Source organism: Streptomyces sp. O3, assembly GCF_054788135.1.
Genome location: NZ_JBTVYK010000088.1, coordinates 1 through 15,241, shown reverse-complemented (window position 1 = coordinate 15,241; position 15,241 = coordinate 1). Strand labels below are relative to the sequence as shown.

The following is a 15,241-nucleotide window of genomic DNA, read 5'->3' as shown; positions in this document are numbered from 1 at the left end:
GTCGTGGCAGCGGCAGACCAGCTGACCAGCTGACCAAGGGCAGCAGTCAGCAATCAGGCAGTCACGGACCAGGGGTGGGGGGGGCCCCCCCGGGGGGGCCCCCCCCCCCCCCGCCGACAACGGGGGACCGCTCCATGTCACGCGCACAGCTCGCCGACGCCCGGCTGTATCTCTGCACCGACGCCCGCAAGCGCCAGGGCGATCTGCCGGAGTTCCTCGACGCCGCGCTCGCGGGCGGCGTGGACATCGTGCAGCTGCGGGACAAGGGCATGGAGGCCGGTGAGGAGCTTGAGCACCTCGCCGTGTTCGCCGAGGCCTGCCGTCGGCACGGCGGGCTGCTCGCGGTGAACGACCGCGCGGACGTCGCGCACGCCGCGGGCGCCGATGTGCTGCACCTGGGCCAGGGTGACCTCCCGGTGCCCGCGGCCCGTGCCGTGCTCGGCGACGAGGTCCTGATCGGCCGCTCCACCCACAGCGAGTCCGAGGCGGCCGCCGCGGCGGCCCAGGACGGCGTGGACTACTTCTGCACCGGTCCCTGCTGGCCGACCCCCACCAAGCCGGGGCGGTACGCGCCGGGCCTCGACCTGGTGCGCTACACCTCCTCGCTCGGTACGGACCGGCCGTGGTTCGCGATCGGCGGGATCGACGCGGCGAACCTGGACGAGGTACTCGAAGCGGGCGCCCGCCGGGTGGTGGTCGTCCGGGCGATCACCGAGGCCGACGATCCGGGAGCGGCGGCCGCGCACCTCGCCAAGCGGCTGCGCGAACGCTGAGGCGGCTGTCCGAGGGGTGGACAACAAAAGCACATTATGGGACATATCGCCTCTGCGTGGTTGGGGTGCCGGGTCGGCCTGACTAACCTGCGGGTATGGCCCTTGGCACTGCTTCCACCAGGATCGACCGCGCGCGTACCGTGCGCGACCTGCTCGCGACCGGCAAAACCTCATACTCCTTCGAGTTTTTCGCGCCGAAGACCCCGAAAGGGGAGCGGAACCTGTGGAGCTCCCTGCGCCGGGTCGAGGCGGTAGCCCCCAGCTTCGTCTCCGTCACCTACGGCGCGGGCGGCTCCACGCGCGCCGGCACGGTCAAGGAGACCCAGCAGATCGTGGCCGACACCACGCTCACGCCGGTCGCCCACCTCACCGCGGTCGATCACTCCGTCGCCGAACTGCGCAACATCATCGGACAGTACGCGGACGCCGGGATCCGGAACATGCTCGCGCTGCGCGGCGACCCGCCCGGCGACCCCATGGGCACGTGGGTCCCGCACCCCCAGGGTCTGACCTACGCCGCCGAACTGGTGCGGCTGATCAAGGAGTCCGGTGACTTCTGCGTGGGCGTCGCCGCCTTCCCCGAGATGCACCCGCGCTCAGCCGACTGGGACAGCGACATCCGGCACTTCGTGGACAAGTGCCGCGCCGGCGCCGACTACGCGGTCACCCAGATGTTCTTCGACCCCGAGAACTACCTGCGGATGCGCGACCGGGTCACGGCCGCGGGCTGCGAGACCCCGATCATCCCCGAGGTCATGCCGGTCACCAACGTCAAGCAGCTCGCCCGGCTGCCGCAGCTCAGCAACGCGGTGTTCCCCGAGCATGTGAAACAGCGCATGCTCGCAGCCAAGGACGACCCCGCCGCTGTACGCTCCATGGGCATCGAGTTCGCGACGGAGTTCTGCGCCCGGCTGCTGGCCGAAGGGGTGCCCGGACTGCACTTCATCACGCTCAACAACTCGACCGCGACGCTGGAGATCTACGAGAATCTGGGCCTGCACGACCCACAGCAGGCCTGACCGGCCAGAGCCGCCCCCGACCGGGGCGGGTGGCCGTAGGAGAGGGGCGTACATGGGCTGGACGGTCCTCTACATCGCGTTCGGTGTGGTCGCGCTGTGGCTGCTGGGCGAGGTCCTGCTGCAGTACAAGGCGCGGCTGCGCTGGCGGCTGCTGGCCTTCGCCGGCTTCGTCGGCGTGGTCTTCGGCGTGCTGCTGCAGTCACTGCCGGTGATCGGGGTCGGTACGGCCGCGTTCGCCGTCGGGCAGACCTATGTGACGCTGTCCTTCCGCCGCGGTTTCTCCACCGGCTGGGCGATCGGCGGGAATCCGGGCGCGAGCCGCCGCCGCAAGACACGGGGCGAGGCCGAGCAGGACCCGACGCTCGAGGTGAGCGACCTCGAGTACGACGCGGGTCACGGCCCGGAGCAGACCGGCACGCCGGGGGACGGGGGCGGCGCGGGGCTCGGCGACGGCTACCCCGAGCCCGACGGCTACCCCGAGCCCCCGGAGCACCAGGACCCCCCGACCACCGCTTCCCCGGTGTACGCCCCGGAGCCGCTGCCCGACGACACCGGCCAGTACGGCATCTACCAGGACGCGGACTACCCGCCCCAGCCCGCCACGGCCGCCGCCGGAGGCGCGTACGGCTATCCCGGCTACGACGACCGACCGTACGAGTACGGCTACGACACCGGGCCGCAACAGCAGTACGCCCCGTACTCGGACCCCTACATCGGCACGCAGACCTACGGCGGCCAGGGCCCGTACGACCCGTACGCCGGAGACCAGCAGGGCTACGGCACCGGCGGCTACCAGGACCCGTACGGCGCGGCCGCCTACTCGGGAACCGTCGACGACACCCCGCCCGGCGGGGTCTGGGTGCCGCAGCAGCGCGACGCCGAGCCGCAGGCCGAGCAGCCCCTGCCCTACCAGGACGGCTACGGCGCGGACTACACCGAACAGCAGCAGTACCGCTACTGAGAGCCTGCCGCCGACCCCGCGCGCGCCGCGCTCACTGTGAGCCGCGGAACTCCGGGCCCTCGACGATCAGCCCCGTGGTCAGCGCACCCGACATCCCCGCGTGGGGCAGCCCCCCGCCGGGATGGGACCAGCCGCCGACGAGGTACAGACCGGGCAGCGCGGTGCTGTTGGCCGGGTGCAGCAGCCGTCCGCCCGCGGCGGCCAGCGCCGGAGCGGGCACCGCACCGCCCTCGGCCCCGGTCGCCTGGGCGACGTCGGCCGGGGTGCGCACCTCCCGCCAGAGCAGCCGGTCGCGCAGACCGGGCAGCGCCGCGCGCTCGGCGACGGCCATCAGCCGATCCGCCGCCCGCGCCGCGGCCTGGGAGTCGAGCCGCCCGACGCCGTCATGCGCGGGAACCGTCGCGGTCAGGGTGACCGCCTCGTGGTCCGCGTCCGGCGTCAGCGCCGGGTCGCCAGGGCGCAGCACCGTGACCGTGGGGGAGGCGCAGCCGCCCGGTACCGGCGCGGTGAACAGGCGGTGCAGCTCGTCCGCCCGGTCCGCCGTGTGCAGCACCGTGCGATGCGGGGTGCCTTCCGGGCGGCCGCCGCGCAGCGCCAGCAGCACCGTGAACCGGCTCGGCAGCCCGGCCCGCGGCCCGACCTCGCCCCACACCGGGCGGTCGGCCAGCTCCCCGAGCGCGACCGGCGCGACCCCCGCCACGACGAAGTCCGCCTCGTGCACCGTGCCGTCCGCCTCCTCGACGCCCGCCGCCCGGCCGTCCTTCTCGACGATCCGGGCCACCGGCGAGCCGAAGCGGAACTCGACCCTGCGGGCCAGGCACCGCTCATAGACCGCACGAGCCAGCTCACGCATCCCGCCGCGGACATACCAGGTCCCGAAGGACTGCTCCATATACGGCAGCACGGCCGCGTTCGCGGGCGCGGTACGGGGGTCGATGCCGTATGCCAGGGCGTGGCTCTCCAGGAGGGCGGCCAGCCGCGGGTCGCCCAGCTCCAGCTCGCCGACCTCGGCCAGGGTGGTCGCGGTGCGGCTGCGGCGCAGCCGTCGGCGCACCGGCGCCGCCGGATACGGCTCGCGCTCCGCCAGCACCTGCCAGTTCGGCCACAGGGGCTCCTCGAGCAGCGGCCTGCGGGTACGGTCCCAGGCCTCCCGCGCGCGGTTCATGACCGCGCCCCAGCGCTCGCCCGCGCCGGGGCCCAGCGCCGCGTCCAGCGCCTCCACGGCGCCGGCCCGCGAGGCGTTCGGCAGCCGGACCTCGGTGCCGTCCGCGAAGACATGGCACACCGCGGGTTCCACCTGGACCAGTTCGACGACGTCCTCAAGGGGCTGCTTGCCGGTCTTGATGAACAGATCGCGGTACACGGCGGGCAGCGGCAGCAGTCCGGGTCCCGTGTCGAAGCCGAAGCCGTCGCGCGCGAAGCGCCCGAGCGCGCCGCCGTAGGTGTCAGCGCGCTCGAACACCACCACCCGGTGGCCCGCCACGGCCAGCCGGGCGGCGGCCGCCATGGCGCCCATCCCGGCGCCGATCACCGCAATCCGTCCCATGCAAGCGACCCTATCGGCCCCCACTGACACCCCGGAGCGCGGCTCAGCCGGGCGGCGCCCCCGGCCCCGTGCCCGCCAGCCGCTTCTCCTCGCGGCGCTGCGCCCTGCGGCGCAGGAAACGCCGGATGCGATGGGCGAGGAACAGCAGTATCACCAGCCCCAGCAGGAGCAGGACGCCCGCGATGACCGCCGCCGCCTCCGGGTAGAAGATCGCGAACGTCACCAGTCCGCCGACCCCGAGGTCCTCGGCCGTGCTCATCACGATGTTGCTGAACGGCTCCGGCGACGTGTTGATCGCCATCCGCGTGCCGGCCTTCACGAAATGGCTGAGCAGGGCCGTCGAACCGCCCACCGCGCCCGCCGCCAGATCGGACAGCGAGCCGCTCTGTCCCGCGAGCAGCGCTCCCACCACCGCACCCGCGACCGGCCGGATCACGGTGTGCGCCGCGTCCCAGACCGAGTCCACGTAGGGGATCTTGTCGGCCACCGCCTCACAGAGGAACAGCACACCGGCCACCACCAGGACGTCCGTGCGCTGCAACGCCTCGGGCACCTCGTCGGTCAGCCCGGTGGATCCGAACACGCCGAGCAGCAGAACGACGGCGTAGGCGTTGATACCGCTGGCCCAGCCACTGGTGAACACCAAAGGGAGTACAGACACGGGCGCGATCGTAACCAGTCGTGCGAGCTCTGGACTGAGGACCGCACATCGGGGACCGGCACACCGGTCTGAGTACCCGTACCTAGAGGGCGAGATGAGTAGCCGCGCGGATGAGGGCGCGCCCGCGTGGACGGCAGAGTGGGGTGCACGGAGGGGGCGCGACGCCGGCACCGCCGACACGGGGCGGCGGAACGGCGTGCGCGGGGACATGGGGGTGCGGGTCCGGTGCGGCTTGAGCAGACTCAAGCCGCACCGGACTCGTCGTCACGAACTCCTGATCACGTCATATATGCAGGTCAGAACCGATTGTCAGTGGTGTGTCGCACGATGGGCACATACGGCCACCGCGCCGTCACACGACGACAGGAGGTTCGTCATGGCCCGTTCGTCCGCCGCCGCCGCACGCCGCCGCGCCACCGGCCCTGCCCCCTCACTGAACGGCCCCGCGAGCGACATCCACCCCGTCCTGCGCCGGGAGACGGCGCCACCCGCCGCCCTCGCCCTGCTCGCCCAGGCTCGCGGCGGCCTCGACGAGGCGGCGACCCTGCCCACGCCGAACGAGCGCTACGCCGCCGCCCACCTCGCCGCACTGCGCACCGCAGCCGCCGTGCTCGCCGTCCGCGGCCGCCCGGAGACCACCGAGCGCCGCCGTCGGCGCATCCGCAGCGCCTGGGAGGTGCTTCCGCAGGCCGCGCCCGAGCTGACCGAGTGGAGCGCCCTGTTCGCCTCGGGAGCCGCCCGGCGCGCCCGCGCCGAGGCGGGCATACCGGGCGCGGCCACCGCGCGCGCCGCCGACGACCTGGTGCGGGACGCGGGGATGTTCCTGCGCATAGTCGAACGGATGCTGGCGCTCCAGCCGGTCCTGCCGCCGCCACGGCCAGCGCGGGGGGCGCACGATGACCAGGCAGCGGGCCAGACGTGGTAGAGCGGGCCGGAGGCAATAGGGTGGGGGCGCCCAACAGAACGTAAACGCTCCGCCGCACACGAGGCGGTGCCGCGCCGAGGAGTCAACTGCCGTGTCGGACCCGATGCGCCCGCCCGTCTCCCACCACCACCCTCAAACGACGTCGCTGCGCTCCGACCCCTCCCGCCCCCGCGCTTCTCTCCGTACCGCCGTGGTCTGGGAGGTCCTCCAGGACGCCCTCAGCCGCCAGGCCAAGGCGACGGGGCAGGAGTCACTCGACGTGCTCGACACCGGGGGCGGCAGTGGCAACTTCGCGGTCCCGGTGGCCGGCCTCGGCCACCGGGTCACCGTCGTCGACCCCAGCCCCAACGCGCTGTTCGCCCTGGAGCGGCGGGCCGCCGAGGCGGGTGTGGCCGATCGCGTGCGCGGCGTCCAGGGCGACGCGCACGGCCTCTTCGACGTCGTGGAGCGCGGCGGCTACGACGCGGTGCTCTGCCACGGCGTGCTGGAGTACGTGGACGACGCCGCCGAAGGCGTGCGGAACGTCGTCGGCGCGCTGCGGGAATCCGGGACCCTCAGCCTGCTCGCCGCCGGCATGGGCGGCGCCGTCCTGGCCAGGGCGCTGGCCGGGCACTTCACCGAGGCCCGCAAGGCCCTCACCGACCCCGCGGGGCGCTGGGGCGAGGGCGACCCGGTGCCCCGGCGCTTCACCGCCGAGCAACTGACCGACCTGGTCGCCGCCTCCGGGCTGCGGATCGACTCGGTGCACGGCGTGCGGGTCTTCGCCGACCTGGTCCCCGGTGTGCTGGTGGACACCGAGCCCGGAGCGCTGGACGCCCTGCTCAAACTGGAGGCCGCCGCCGCCGAGCAGCCCGCCTTCCACTCGGTCGCCACCCAGCTGCACGTGCTGGCCGAAAAGCGCGCCGGACAGCCCGCGTAAGCCCCGCCAGCGGCCCGGAGGCGGCCGGGAGGCGGTCCGGGAAACCCGGAGATCCCGCTGATCAGCACCCCAGGCGGACATGGAGTGCGCCACAGGCCACCCGATCGGGTGCAACGCACCGTATGATCGAAGGACACCGTCCGGCATGACGGATCGGCGGCTGGGGAATGCACGTTTCAGCCCGTCGAGACGCCCTGCGGGCTCGGAATGGCGAATTGGCGTAGAGGGGCGGGTTTCACGGGGGCGATTCCCTGCCTATCCTGAAGGGGACCCCCGGTCGCCCCGGCGACTGCACGATGAGGAGGACTCCGTGCCGCTCTCGGAGCACGAGCAGCGAATGCTCGAGCAAATGGAGCGAGCGCTGTACGCCGAAGATCCCAAGTTCGCGACAGCGCTTGAGGGAAGCGGGCTGCGTACGTACACCCGGAAACGGGTCTACCAGGCGGTCGCTGGCTTTCTGTTGGGTATCGCGCTCCTCATGGCCGGAATGGTCGCACAGCAGATCTGGGTCAGCGTGGTGGGTTTTCTCGTCATGCTCGGCTGCGCAGTTCTCGCGGTCACCGGCTGGCGCAAGGCGCCCAAGCCTGGCGAACAGGCTCCAGGCGCGGCGCCCGACGCGTCCGCTACCCGCCGTCAGGGCAAGCAACGCAAGTCGATGATGGGCCGGATCGAGCAGCGCTGGCAGCGCCGCAGGGACGAGGGCCAAGGCGGCCATCACTGAGAACGGACACCCACAGCGTGGGTGGGGAGCGAACGCCATCCGACGTTCGCTCCCCACCCACGCTGTTCTCGTTGCTAGCCCTGCTGCTTGCTCGGGCGGCGTAGCAGCGCCGCCCACCGCTGGCCGGCCCAGCCGCCGAGGTTCCAGCGCCGCTTGAGCGCCGCCCAGCGGGCGGCGGCCGTCCACGCCACCCGGACGGCCGAGCGGGGCGCGAGCACGGCCCGCAGCCGTCCGGGCAGGCGCGTGGTGTCCCGCAGCCCGGCCCGCAGCCGCCGTACGTCCTCGCCGAGCCCCGCCGCCGGAAGCGGCCGCGGCGCGTACAGCACCTGCTCGACCGCCGCCGCGACCCGGTGCACCGAATCCGCGGCCGCCGTCGGCAGCGCCCCGACCCGCACGATGCGCGCGGCCGCCTTGCGCGGCGTCTGCGAATCGTCCGGCACGATGCCGTAGTCCCACGCGGTGTCGGTCATCTCCCGCCAGGCCGCCAGCGTCCGCGCGGTCACGTCCGCGTCCGAACGCCCGCCGACGCCCAGCCGCCGTGCCCGCACCCGGATCCGCCACAGCATCGGCAGCAGCGGCACCGTCAGGACGACCAGGGCCGCCAGCGTCAGGCCCACGACGGTGCCCAGCGGCGGACCGCCGCCCGCGTCGTCGATGGCCACGGCCGCGTCGTTCTCGCACTCGCCCAGCCGCCGCAGCTCCGCCGGGCAGTCGTCCGACGCCGAGGCCGACGGCTCGTCCTCCGGGGCCAGCGACTGCGACGGCGCGGGCGCCGCGCTGGCGCTCGGATCGCTCGACGGGGTCTCCTCCACCGTGTACTCCGGCACCGAGCCGCGGGTCGGCGTCGGCTCGAACCGGGTCCAGCCCACGCCCTCGAAATACAGCTCCGGCCAGGCGTGCGCGTCCTTCAGCCCGACCGACATGGTCCCGTCCGACGACGGGGAGCCGGGCGTGAAGCCCACCGCGACCCGAGCCGGAATGTCCAGGGTCCTGGCCATCGAGGCCATGGCGAAGGAGAAGTGGACGCAGAAGCCCTCCTTCCGCTCAAGGAAGCGGCTGATCGCCCGTGCGCCGCTGCCCGCGTCCACGCGGGTGTTGTAGGTGAACCCGCCTTCCGCCGCGAACCAGTCCTGGAGCCGGACCGCGCGCTCGTAGTCGTTGGCGGCCCCCAGGGTCACCTGCCGGGCCGTGGTGAACACGTCCCGTGGCAGCGAGTCGGGCACGGCGGTGAACTCGCTGGCCAGCGCTTCGGGCGCGGGCGGGGCCGAAGCGAGCTGCTCCGCGGTCGGCTGCACCAGCAGGCTGTCCACCTGGTACTTCTTTCCGCGTGTGGTCTGCCCGCGGTCGCCGACGAGGGTCCGGCCCACCTCCTCGAACCGCCAGCGCCCGTCGATGTCGACCCGAGTCGCCGGATACGGCATCGGAAGCCAGTCCTGCGCGTACCAGTCGGCCGCCGAGATGGAGGTCTGGACGGTGGTGGTACGCACTCCGGGCTTGAGTCCGGGCGGTGTCGGGAACGGCGACGGCACATCGGAGATGCTCCGCTCCTCGGGCTTCCAGGCCGTGCCGTCGAACCGGTCGAGCGCGACGATCCGCAGATAGAGGTCCTTGGTCTCCTCGGAGTTCGTGCGATACGTCAGGACCTCGCGGTCACTCGGCTGGTTCAGGCTGTCCTTCAGCGAGACCAGCGGATTCACCGCGGAGATGGTGCCGCCGCTGCCGCCCGAGCCGCCGCTGTCGCCGACGCCGTCCAGCAGCCCGCCGTCCAGGGCGGGCAGCGCCGCGGGGGCGACCAGGGCGACCCCCAGCGCGACGGCGCCGATGCGCCGCCCGGTGCGGACTGGCGCGAGCGCGCCGCCGCCCGCCGCCAGCCCTGAGGCCATCGCGCCAGGACGCCCCGCGGCACCGCCGAACACCCGCCCCCACTGCGAGAGCCGGTCCCGGCCTTCGGCCAGGAGCAGCAGCAGATAGCCCGCGGCGGCCAGCAGGAACCACACCCAGCCGCCGGAGCCGTCCGCGATACCCGCGGCGACCGAGTACAGCGCGAGCAGCGGCAGCCCGGCCGGGGCCGCGCTGCGGAAGGTCACCGCGAGCGCGTCCACCGCGAGGCCGATCGTCAGCACACCGCCGATGAGCATCAGCTTGATGCCCTCGGTGAGCGGCGCCGGGATCGAGTACCGCCCGACGTCGTCCGCGCCGGTCTGGAGCAGCACCCCGAACTCCCGGAGGGCCTCAGGACCCGGCAGCACGCCGGCCAGGGCCCGACCGCCGGCGAACATCGCCGTCAGGATCAGCAGCGTCACCAGGGCCTGCACCGCCACGGTCAGCGGCCGGGCCAGCGGCACCCGCCGGGCCGCGGCCCCGACGCCGGTCTGGACCGCCAGCAGCGCGGTCGCCTGCACCAGCCAGCTCGCGTTGTCGACCAGCGGCACCAGCGCGCCCGCCGTCAGCAGTGTGGCCGCCATGGCGGCCAGCGCGAGTCGCCCGCGCCCGCTCATCCCCAACCCCCTGTCGTCGTCTCCCCCATGGGCGCGGGTCCCGCGCTGGCGCGCTGCCGGTCGGCCTCCCGCCACACCGCGCCCAGATCGGCGCCCGGAGGCACTCCGATCGCCGTCCAGCCCGCCGCACGCAGCGTGGCCAGCCGCGCCTCCAACTGCGGAGACGGGCCCTCGCCTCGCACCCAGGCGGCGCTGTCCAGGACGAAGGCGACCGCCGCCCCGCTGCGCTGCCGCATCCGGGCGACCACGGCCGCCTGCTCCTCGTCCAGGTCGCCGACGAAGGCCAGCAGCAGCCCTTCGCCGCCGCCGCGCAGTACCTCGTACGCGGCGGAGAGCCCCGTGCCGTCGGAGTGGTCGATCACCGCGAGGGTGTCCATCAGCAGCCCGGCCGCGTCCGCCGACTCCTGGCCGGCCCCCGCGAAGCCGTCGGACCCCTCGCCGGGCACTGAACTGCCGGTGTCGGTCAGCAGCCGTACCGAATAGCCCCGCTCCAGCATGTGCACCAGTGCCGACGCGGCGCCGGAGACGGCCCACTCGAACGCCGAGTCGGGGCCCGCCCCCCGGTGGGCCGCGCCACGGGTGTCCAGAAGCACCGTGCAGCGGGCGCGCTGCGGCTGCTCCTCACGCCGCACCATCAGCTCGCCGTACCGGGCGGTGGAGCGCCAGTGCACCCGCCGCAGATCGTCGCCGTGCCGGTATCCGCGCGGGATCACATCGTCCTCACCGGCGAGCGCCAGCGAGCGCTGCCGCCCCTCGCCGTACCCCGCGGCCTCACCCGAGAGCCGTACCGGAGGCAGCGGTGTGACCCGCGGAACGACCGTCAGGGTGTCGTACGTGCTGAACGAGCGGGTCAGCTCGTACATGCCGAACGGGTCCGTCAGCCGCAGCTGCAACGGCCCCAGCGGGTAGCGCCCCCGCAGATCCGAGCGCACCCGGTAGGACACCTCACGGCGGCCGCCCGCCTCCACCCGGTCCAGGACGAACCGCGGCCGGGGACCCAGTACGTACGGCACCCGGTCCTGGAGCATCAGCAGCCCCGTGGACAGCCGCGAGACGTTGTCGACCCGCAGATGGACCCGTGACTCCGAGCCCGCCGGCACCCGCCAGGGGGCCAGCCGTCGGGACCCGGCCACCCGGTACCGGGTGCGGAACAGCACGATCACGCACACCAGCGGCAGCACCGCGAGCAGCAGCCCGACCCGGAGCAGATCCTCCTGCCCGAGCACATACGCGCAGACGGCCGCGGCGGCCCCGGCGGCCAGGAACGACCGGCCGCGCGTGGTCAGCCCCGCGAGCGCGGTCCGTACGGGACCCTTCCCCCGGTCGGCCTCCGGGGCGAAGGACCGCGCCGCCGCCGGGCCGGACGTCATCACAGCCTCCGGGCGCCGGGCTGCTGCGGTCCGTAGCCCGGCGCCGCGCCGGGCACGGTTCCGTACGGGGCGGGGGAGTCCGGCGCCGGAGCGCTGCCCGGAATCTGAGCGCCCGGCATCGGGGCGCCGCCCGGCATCGGGGCGTGGCCCGGCATCGGAGTGTTGCCCGGCATCGGAGTGTTGCCCGGCATCGGCGCCTGGGGCACCGGGGTGCGCTGCAGGATCTCCAGGACGACCTGCTCGGCGGTGCGGCGATTCAGCTGCGCCTGCGCGGTGGGCAGCAGCCGGTGGGCCAGCACCGCGACCGCGAGCGACTGCAGATCGTCCGGCAGGACGTACTCCCGGCCGCTGAGCGCGGCGGACGCCTTCGCGGCCCGCAGCAGTTGCAGCGTGGCACGCGGCGACGCGCCGAGTCTGAGGTCCGGGTGGTTACGAGTGGCCGAGACCAGGTCCACCGCGTAGCGGCGCACCGCGTCCGCGACGTGCACCCCGCGTACCGCCTCGATCAGCTTGGCGATCTCGTGGGCGTGCGCCACCGGCTGCAGGTCGTCGAGCGGTGAGAGCCCGCCGTGCACGTCGAGCATCTGAAGCTCGGCCTCCGGCGACGGGTACCCCACCGACACCCGCGCCATGAACCGGTCGCGCTGGGCCTCGGGTAGCGGATAGGTGCCCTCCATCTCGACCGGGTTCTGCGTCGCCACCACCATGAACGGGTGGGGCAGTTCATACGCCTGCCCGTCGATGGTGACCTGGCGCTCCTCCATCGACTCAAGGAGTGCCGACTGGGTCTTCGGCGAGGCGCGGTTGATCTCGTCGCCGATCACGATCTGCGCGAAGACGGCGCCCGGCTTGAACTCGAATTCCCGCCGCTGCTGGTCGAAGATGGACACACCGGTGATGTCCGACGGCAGCAGGTCGGGCGTGAACTGGATACGGCGCACCGAGCAGTCGATGGACCGCGCCAGCGCCTTGGCCAGCATGGTCTTCCCCACGCCGGGAACATCCTCGATCAGCAGATGCCCCTCGGCGAGGAGTACGGTCAGCGAAAGCCGTACGACCTCCGGCTTGCCCTCGATCACACCCTCCACCGACTTGCGGACACGCTCCACAGTGGTGGTCAGATCAGTGAGGCTCGCTCGATCTTCATAGGTCGTCACCCGGCCCTCCTCGGCCCTCGCACGGGCCGTGTCCTCTGGTGCGACCCGGCCCTCCCCAACACACGGACAGCACGCGCGAACGGTTCCCGGCGCGATGTCACACAGGCATTCTTGTTGGCCGTACCGCGTTGTGTCACTTGGCTGTGGATAACTGACGCCGATATGTCCGGCTGGGGGAGGTTTTCCGGGTATTCCGTTTCACTGCACGCGGTCGATCTCCCGCAGCAGGCCGGTCGTGACGTCGAAGACGAAGCCCCGTACGTCGTCGCGGTGCGGCAGGAACGGCGAGGTCCGCACCCGCTGCATCGACTGCCGGACGTCCTGGTCCACATCGCGGAACGCCTCCACCGCCCACGGCGGACGCTGGCCGACCTCGTCCTCCAGCTCGTTCCGGAAGTCCTCGGTCAGCTTCTCCAGGCCGCAGTTGGTGTGATGCACCAGCATCACACTGCGGGTGCCCAGGGCGCGCTGGCTGATCGTCAGGGAACGGATCACGTCGTCGGTGACCGCGCCCCCCGCGTTGCGGATGGTGTGGCAGTCGCCCAGCGCGAGGCCGAGCGCGTCGTGCAGGTCGAGCCGGGCGTCCATACAGGCGACGACCGCGACCTTCAGCACGGGGCGCGCGTCCATGCCGGGGTCGGCGAACCCCGAGGCGTAGCGCTGGTTGGCCGCTACCAGACGGTCCATGACGGTGCCGCTGGCGGCTGTGGTGCCGGTCGGGTCGGTGGGCAGCGAAGTCGACATGGAGTCGACGGTAAAGCGAACGGAACGTCCAGGCGCGCTGTGAGAAGCGACAAAGAGTGTCAACGGGCGTCGTTGTGAGGTAATCCACATGCCGCGTGCCGTCCGGTCCGTACGGGTGAACCGGACGGCACGCGACGCGCGGCCCCCGCGGTGTGGCCGGAGATTGACCGGGGGACGGGGTGGACTAAAGTGACGCGAAGCGGGAGCCCGCAGGCCGCAGGCCGGGCGCGCCCCGCTGGACGGTGAATCCCGGAGACTCCTCACGGTCTCCCCATGTGTGCGGCGCGTACGTACGGCTCGGCCTCCTCCCGCTCCCGGTCGGCTGACGCCCTTTCCGGCGCCAGCGGACCTCCCCTTCCTCGAGCGGGCGGGGACCCGGCGGTGCGTACGGCGCGGCGCCGGACCTGAGAGGGTGCATTGAGCTCCAGCCGACATGTTCCGGTGATGCTCCAGCGATGCCTGGACCTGTTGGCCCCCGCGCTCACACAACCCGGAGCGGTGGTCGTCGACTGCACTCTGGGGCTCGGCGGGCACAGCGAGGCCCTGCTCGACGCCTTCCCCGAGGCGCGCCTGGTGGCCCTGGACCGGGACAAGGAGGCGCTGCGCCTGTCCGGCGAGCGGCTGGCGCCGTACGGCGAACGGGCCACGCTGGTCCACGCGGTCTACGACGAGCTGCCCGACGTACTCGACCGCCTCGGCATCCCGGCCGTCCAGGGCGTCCTGTTCGACCTCGGCGTCTCCTCCATGCAACTGGACGAGGCCGACCGCGGGTTCGCGTACGCGCAGGACGCGCCGCTGGACATGCGTATGGACCAGACGACCGGGCTCAGCGCCGCCGACGTACTCAACACCTACGCCCCCGGCGACCTGGTGCGGATCCTGCGCGCGTACGGCGAGGAGAAGCAGGCCAAGCGGATCGTGGCCGCGATCGTACGAGAGCGTGACAAGGAGCCGTTCCACAACAGCGCACGGCTGGTCGAGCTGATCCGGGACGCCCTGCCGCAGGCCGCGAAGCGCACCGGCGGCAACCCCGCCAAGCGCACCTTCCAGGCGCTGCGCATCGAGGTCAACGGCGAACTCTCGGTCCTGGAGCGGGCGATCCCCTCGGCCGTCGCCGCGCTCGCCGTGGGCGGCCGGATCGCCGTCCTGTCGTACCACTCCCTTGAGGACCGGCTGGTCAAGCAGGTCTTCGCGGCCGGTGCGGCCAGCACGGCGCCGCCCGGCCTGCCGGTGGTGCCCGAGCGCTACCAGCCGCGCCTGAAGCTGCTGACCCGTGGCGCCGAGCTGCCCACCGAGGAAGAGGTCGCCGAGAACCGCAGAGCCGCCCCGGCCCGGCTGCGCGGCGCGCAGCGCATCCGGGAAGACGTGTCGTGAGCGGCGGGCAGCGCTCCGGGGGGCGGGTCGCGCTGCTGGGGCGGCTGCTGCCCGCGTCGCCCGCGTCGGCCGCGCGGATGCCGTTCGTGCTGCTGGTGGTGATGCTGCTCGGCGGCGGCCTGATCGGTCTGCTGGTGCTGAACTCCTCGCTCAACGAAGGGTCGTTCCGGCTGAGCGACCTGAGGAAGGAGACCACCGAGCTCACCGAGGAGCGGCAGGAGCTCCAGCGCGACGTGGACCGCTACTCGGCGCCGGACGCGCTCCAGCGCCGCGCCCGTGAGCTGGGCCTGGTGCCCGGCGGCAACCCGGCGTTCCTGGGGCCCGACGGCACCGTGCGCGGCACTCCGGGCGGGGTCCCGGCCCGCCCGTCCGCCGCCCGGAAGGAGCCCACGCCGCCGCCCACGACGACCCCCGCCACGCCGTCGCCCGCGCCCACGGCCAGCACGGAGTCGCCCGCCGAGCCGTCCCCCGCCGAGCCGTCGTCCACTGAGGCCCGCGCCCCCCCCCCCCCCCCCCCCCCCCCCCCCCCCCCCCCCCCCCCCCCCCCCCCCCCCCCCCCCCCCCCCCCCCCCC

The 15,241-nt window shown here is 73.4% G+C and carries 14 protein-coding genes; 8 read left to right on the top strand and 6 right to left on the bottom strand.

Annotated elements, in window-relative coordinates:
* The first annotated feature begins 134 nt into the window (after nucleotides 1-134).
* The 3 genes from thiE to ACX6XY_RS28810 all read left to right on the top strand — a co-directional run bounded on the left by thiE (nucleotide 135) and on the right by ACX6XY_RS28810 (nucleotide 2,753).
* A complete protein-coding gene (gene thiE / locus ACX6XY_RS28820) occupies nucleotides 135-773 on the top strand; it encodes a thiamine phosphate synthase (RefSeq protein ID WP_460337129.1) in 639 nt (212 codons plus the stop codon).
* Between the two features lie 95 nt (nucleotides 774-868).
* Nucleotides 869-1,792, top strand: coding sequence for a methylenetetrahydrofolate reductase [NAD(P)H] (gene metF, locus ACX6XY_RS28815; RefSeq protein ID WP_460337126.1), 924 nt, complete (start codon nucleotides 869-871; stop codon nucleotides 1,790-1,792).
* 52 nt (nucleotides 1,793-1,844) lie between these two features.
* Nucleotides 1,845-2,753 (top strand): SCO2102 family sporulation regulator, encoded by a 909-nt coding sequence (locus ACX6XY_RS28810; protein ID WP_460337123.1) that lies wholly within the window; start codon nucleotides 1,845-1,847, stop codon nucleotides 2,751-2,753.
* 31 nt (nucleotides 2,754-2,784) lie between these two features.
* On the opposite strand, the gene ACX6XY_RS28805 is transcribed toward ACX6XY_RS28810, so the two are convergent.
* Entirely contained in the window at nucleotides 2,785-4,299 is a 1,515-nt protein-coding gene (locus tag ACX6XY_RS28805; RefSeq protein ID WP_460337120.1) for a phytoene desaturase family protein, read from the bottom strand.
* A gap of 43 nt (nucleotides 4,300-4,342) precedes the next feature.
* On the bottom strand, nucleotides 4,343-4,960 hold the full coding sequence (locus ACX6XY_RS28800; RefSeq protein WP_460337117.1) for a DUF4126 domain-containing protein: 618 nt from the start codon (nucleotides 4,958-4,960) through the stop codon (nucleotides 4,343-4,345).
* Between the two features lie 376 nt (nucleotides 4,961-5,336).
* On the opposite strand from ACX6XY_RS28800, the gene ACX6XY_RS28795 reads away from it, so the two are divergent.
* From ACX6XY_RS28795 to ACX6XY_RS28785, 3 genes are all read left to right on the top strand, one after another.
* The gene (locus ACX6XY_RS28795) at nucleotides 5,337-5,885 is read left to right on the top strand and encodes an SAV_6107 family HEPN domain-containing protein (RefSeq protein ID WP_460337114.1); all 549 of its coding nucleotides are present in this window, start codon (nucleotides 5,337-5,339) and stop codon (nucleotides 5,883-5,885) included.
* A gap of 91 nt (nucleotides 5,886-5,976) precedes the next feature.
* Entirely contained in the window at nucleotides 5,977-6,804 is an 828-nt protein-coding gene (locus tag ACX6XY_RS28790) for a methyltransferase (protein ID WP_460337111.1), read from the top strand.
* Between the two features lie 310 nt (nucleotides 6,805-7,114).
* Nucleotides 7,115-7,525, top strand: a complete 411-nt coding sequence (locus ACX6XY_RS28785; protein WP_460337108.1) for a DUF3040 domain-containing protein — start codon at nucleotides 7,115-7,117, stop codon at nucleotides 7,523-7,525.
* A gap of 74 nt (nucleotides 7,526-7,599) precedes the next feature.
* On the opposite strand, the gene ACX6XY_RS28780 is transcribed toward ACX6XY_RS28785, so the two are convergent.
* The 4 genes from ACX6XY_RS28780 to ACX6XY_RS28765 all read right to left on the bottom strand — a co-directional run bounded on the left by ACX6XY_RS28780 (nucleotide 7,600) and on the right by ACX6XY_RS28765 (nucleotide 13,294).
* Nucleotides 7,600-10,023 (bottom strand): transglutaminase TgpA family protein, encoded by a 2,424-nt coding sequence (locus ACX6XY_RS28780; RefSeq protein WP_460337105.1) that lies wholly within the window; start codon nucleotides 10,021-10,023, stop codon nucleotides 7,600-7,602.
* Nucleotides 10,020-11,393: a DUF58 domain-containing protein gene (locus tag ACX6XY_RS28775; RefSeq protein WP_460337102.1), complete on the bottom strand. Its 1,374-nt coding sequence runs from the start codon at nucleotides 11,391-11,393 to the stop codon at nucleotides 10,020-10,022. The genes ACX6XY_RS28780 and ACX6XY_RS28775 overlap by 4 nt, the downstream gene beginning before the upstream one ends.
* Nucleotides 11,393-12,550 carry an AAA family ATPase gene (locus ACX6XY_RS28770; protein ID WP_460337099.1) on the bottom strand — a complete coding sequence of 386 codons (1,158 nt, stop codon included), beginning with the start codon at nucleotides 12,548-12,550 and terminating at the stop codon, nucleotides 11,393-11,395. The genes ACX6XY_RS28775 and ACX6XY_RS28770 overlap by 1 nt, the downstream gene beginning before the upstream one ends.
* Nucleotides 12,551-12,748: 198 nt before the next feature.
* Entirely contained in the window at nucleotides 12,749-13,294 is a 546-nt protein-coding gene (locus ACX6XY_RS28765) for a beta-class carbonic anhydrase (RefSeq protein ID WP_460337095.1), read from the bottom strand.
* Nucleotides 13,295-13,711: 417 nt separating this feature from the next.
* Here ACX6XY_RS28765 and rsmH point away from each other — a divergent pair, with 417 nt between their 5' ends.
* Both rsmH and ACX6XY_RS28755 read left to right on the top strand, forming a co-directional pair.
* On the top strand, nucleotides 13,712-14,668 hold the full coding sequence (gene rsmH / locus ACX6XY_RS28760; protein WP_460337093.1) for a 16S rRNA (cytosine(1402)-N(4))-methyltransferase RsmH: 957 nt from the start codon (nucleotides 13,712-13,714) through the stop codon (nucleotides 14,666-14,668).
* On the top strand, nucleotides 14,665-15,241 hold a 577-nt coding region (locus tag ACX6XY_RS28755; protein WP_460337090.1), incomplete at its 3' end, for an FtsB family cell division protein. The genes rsmH and ACX6XY_RS28755, both read left to right, overlap by 4 nt.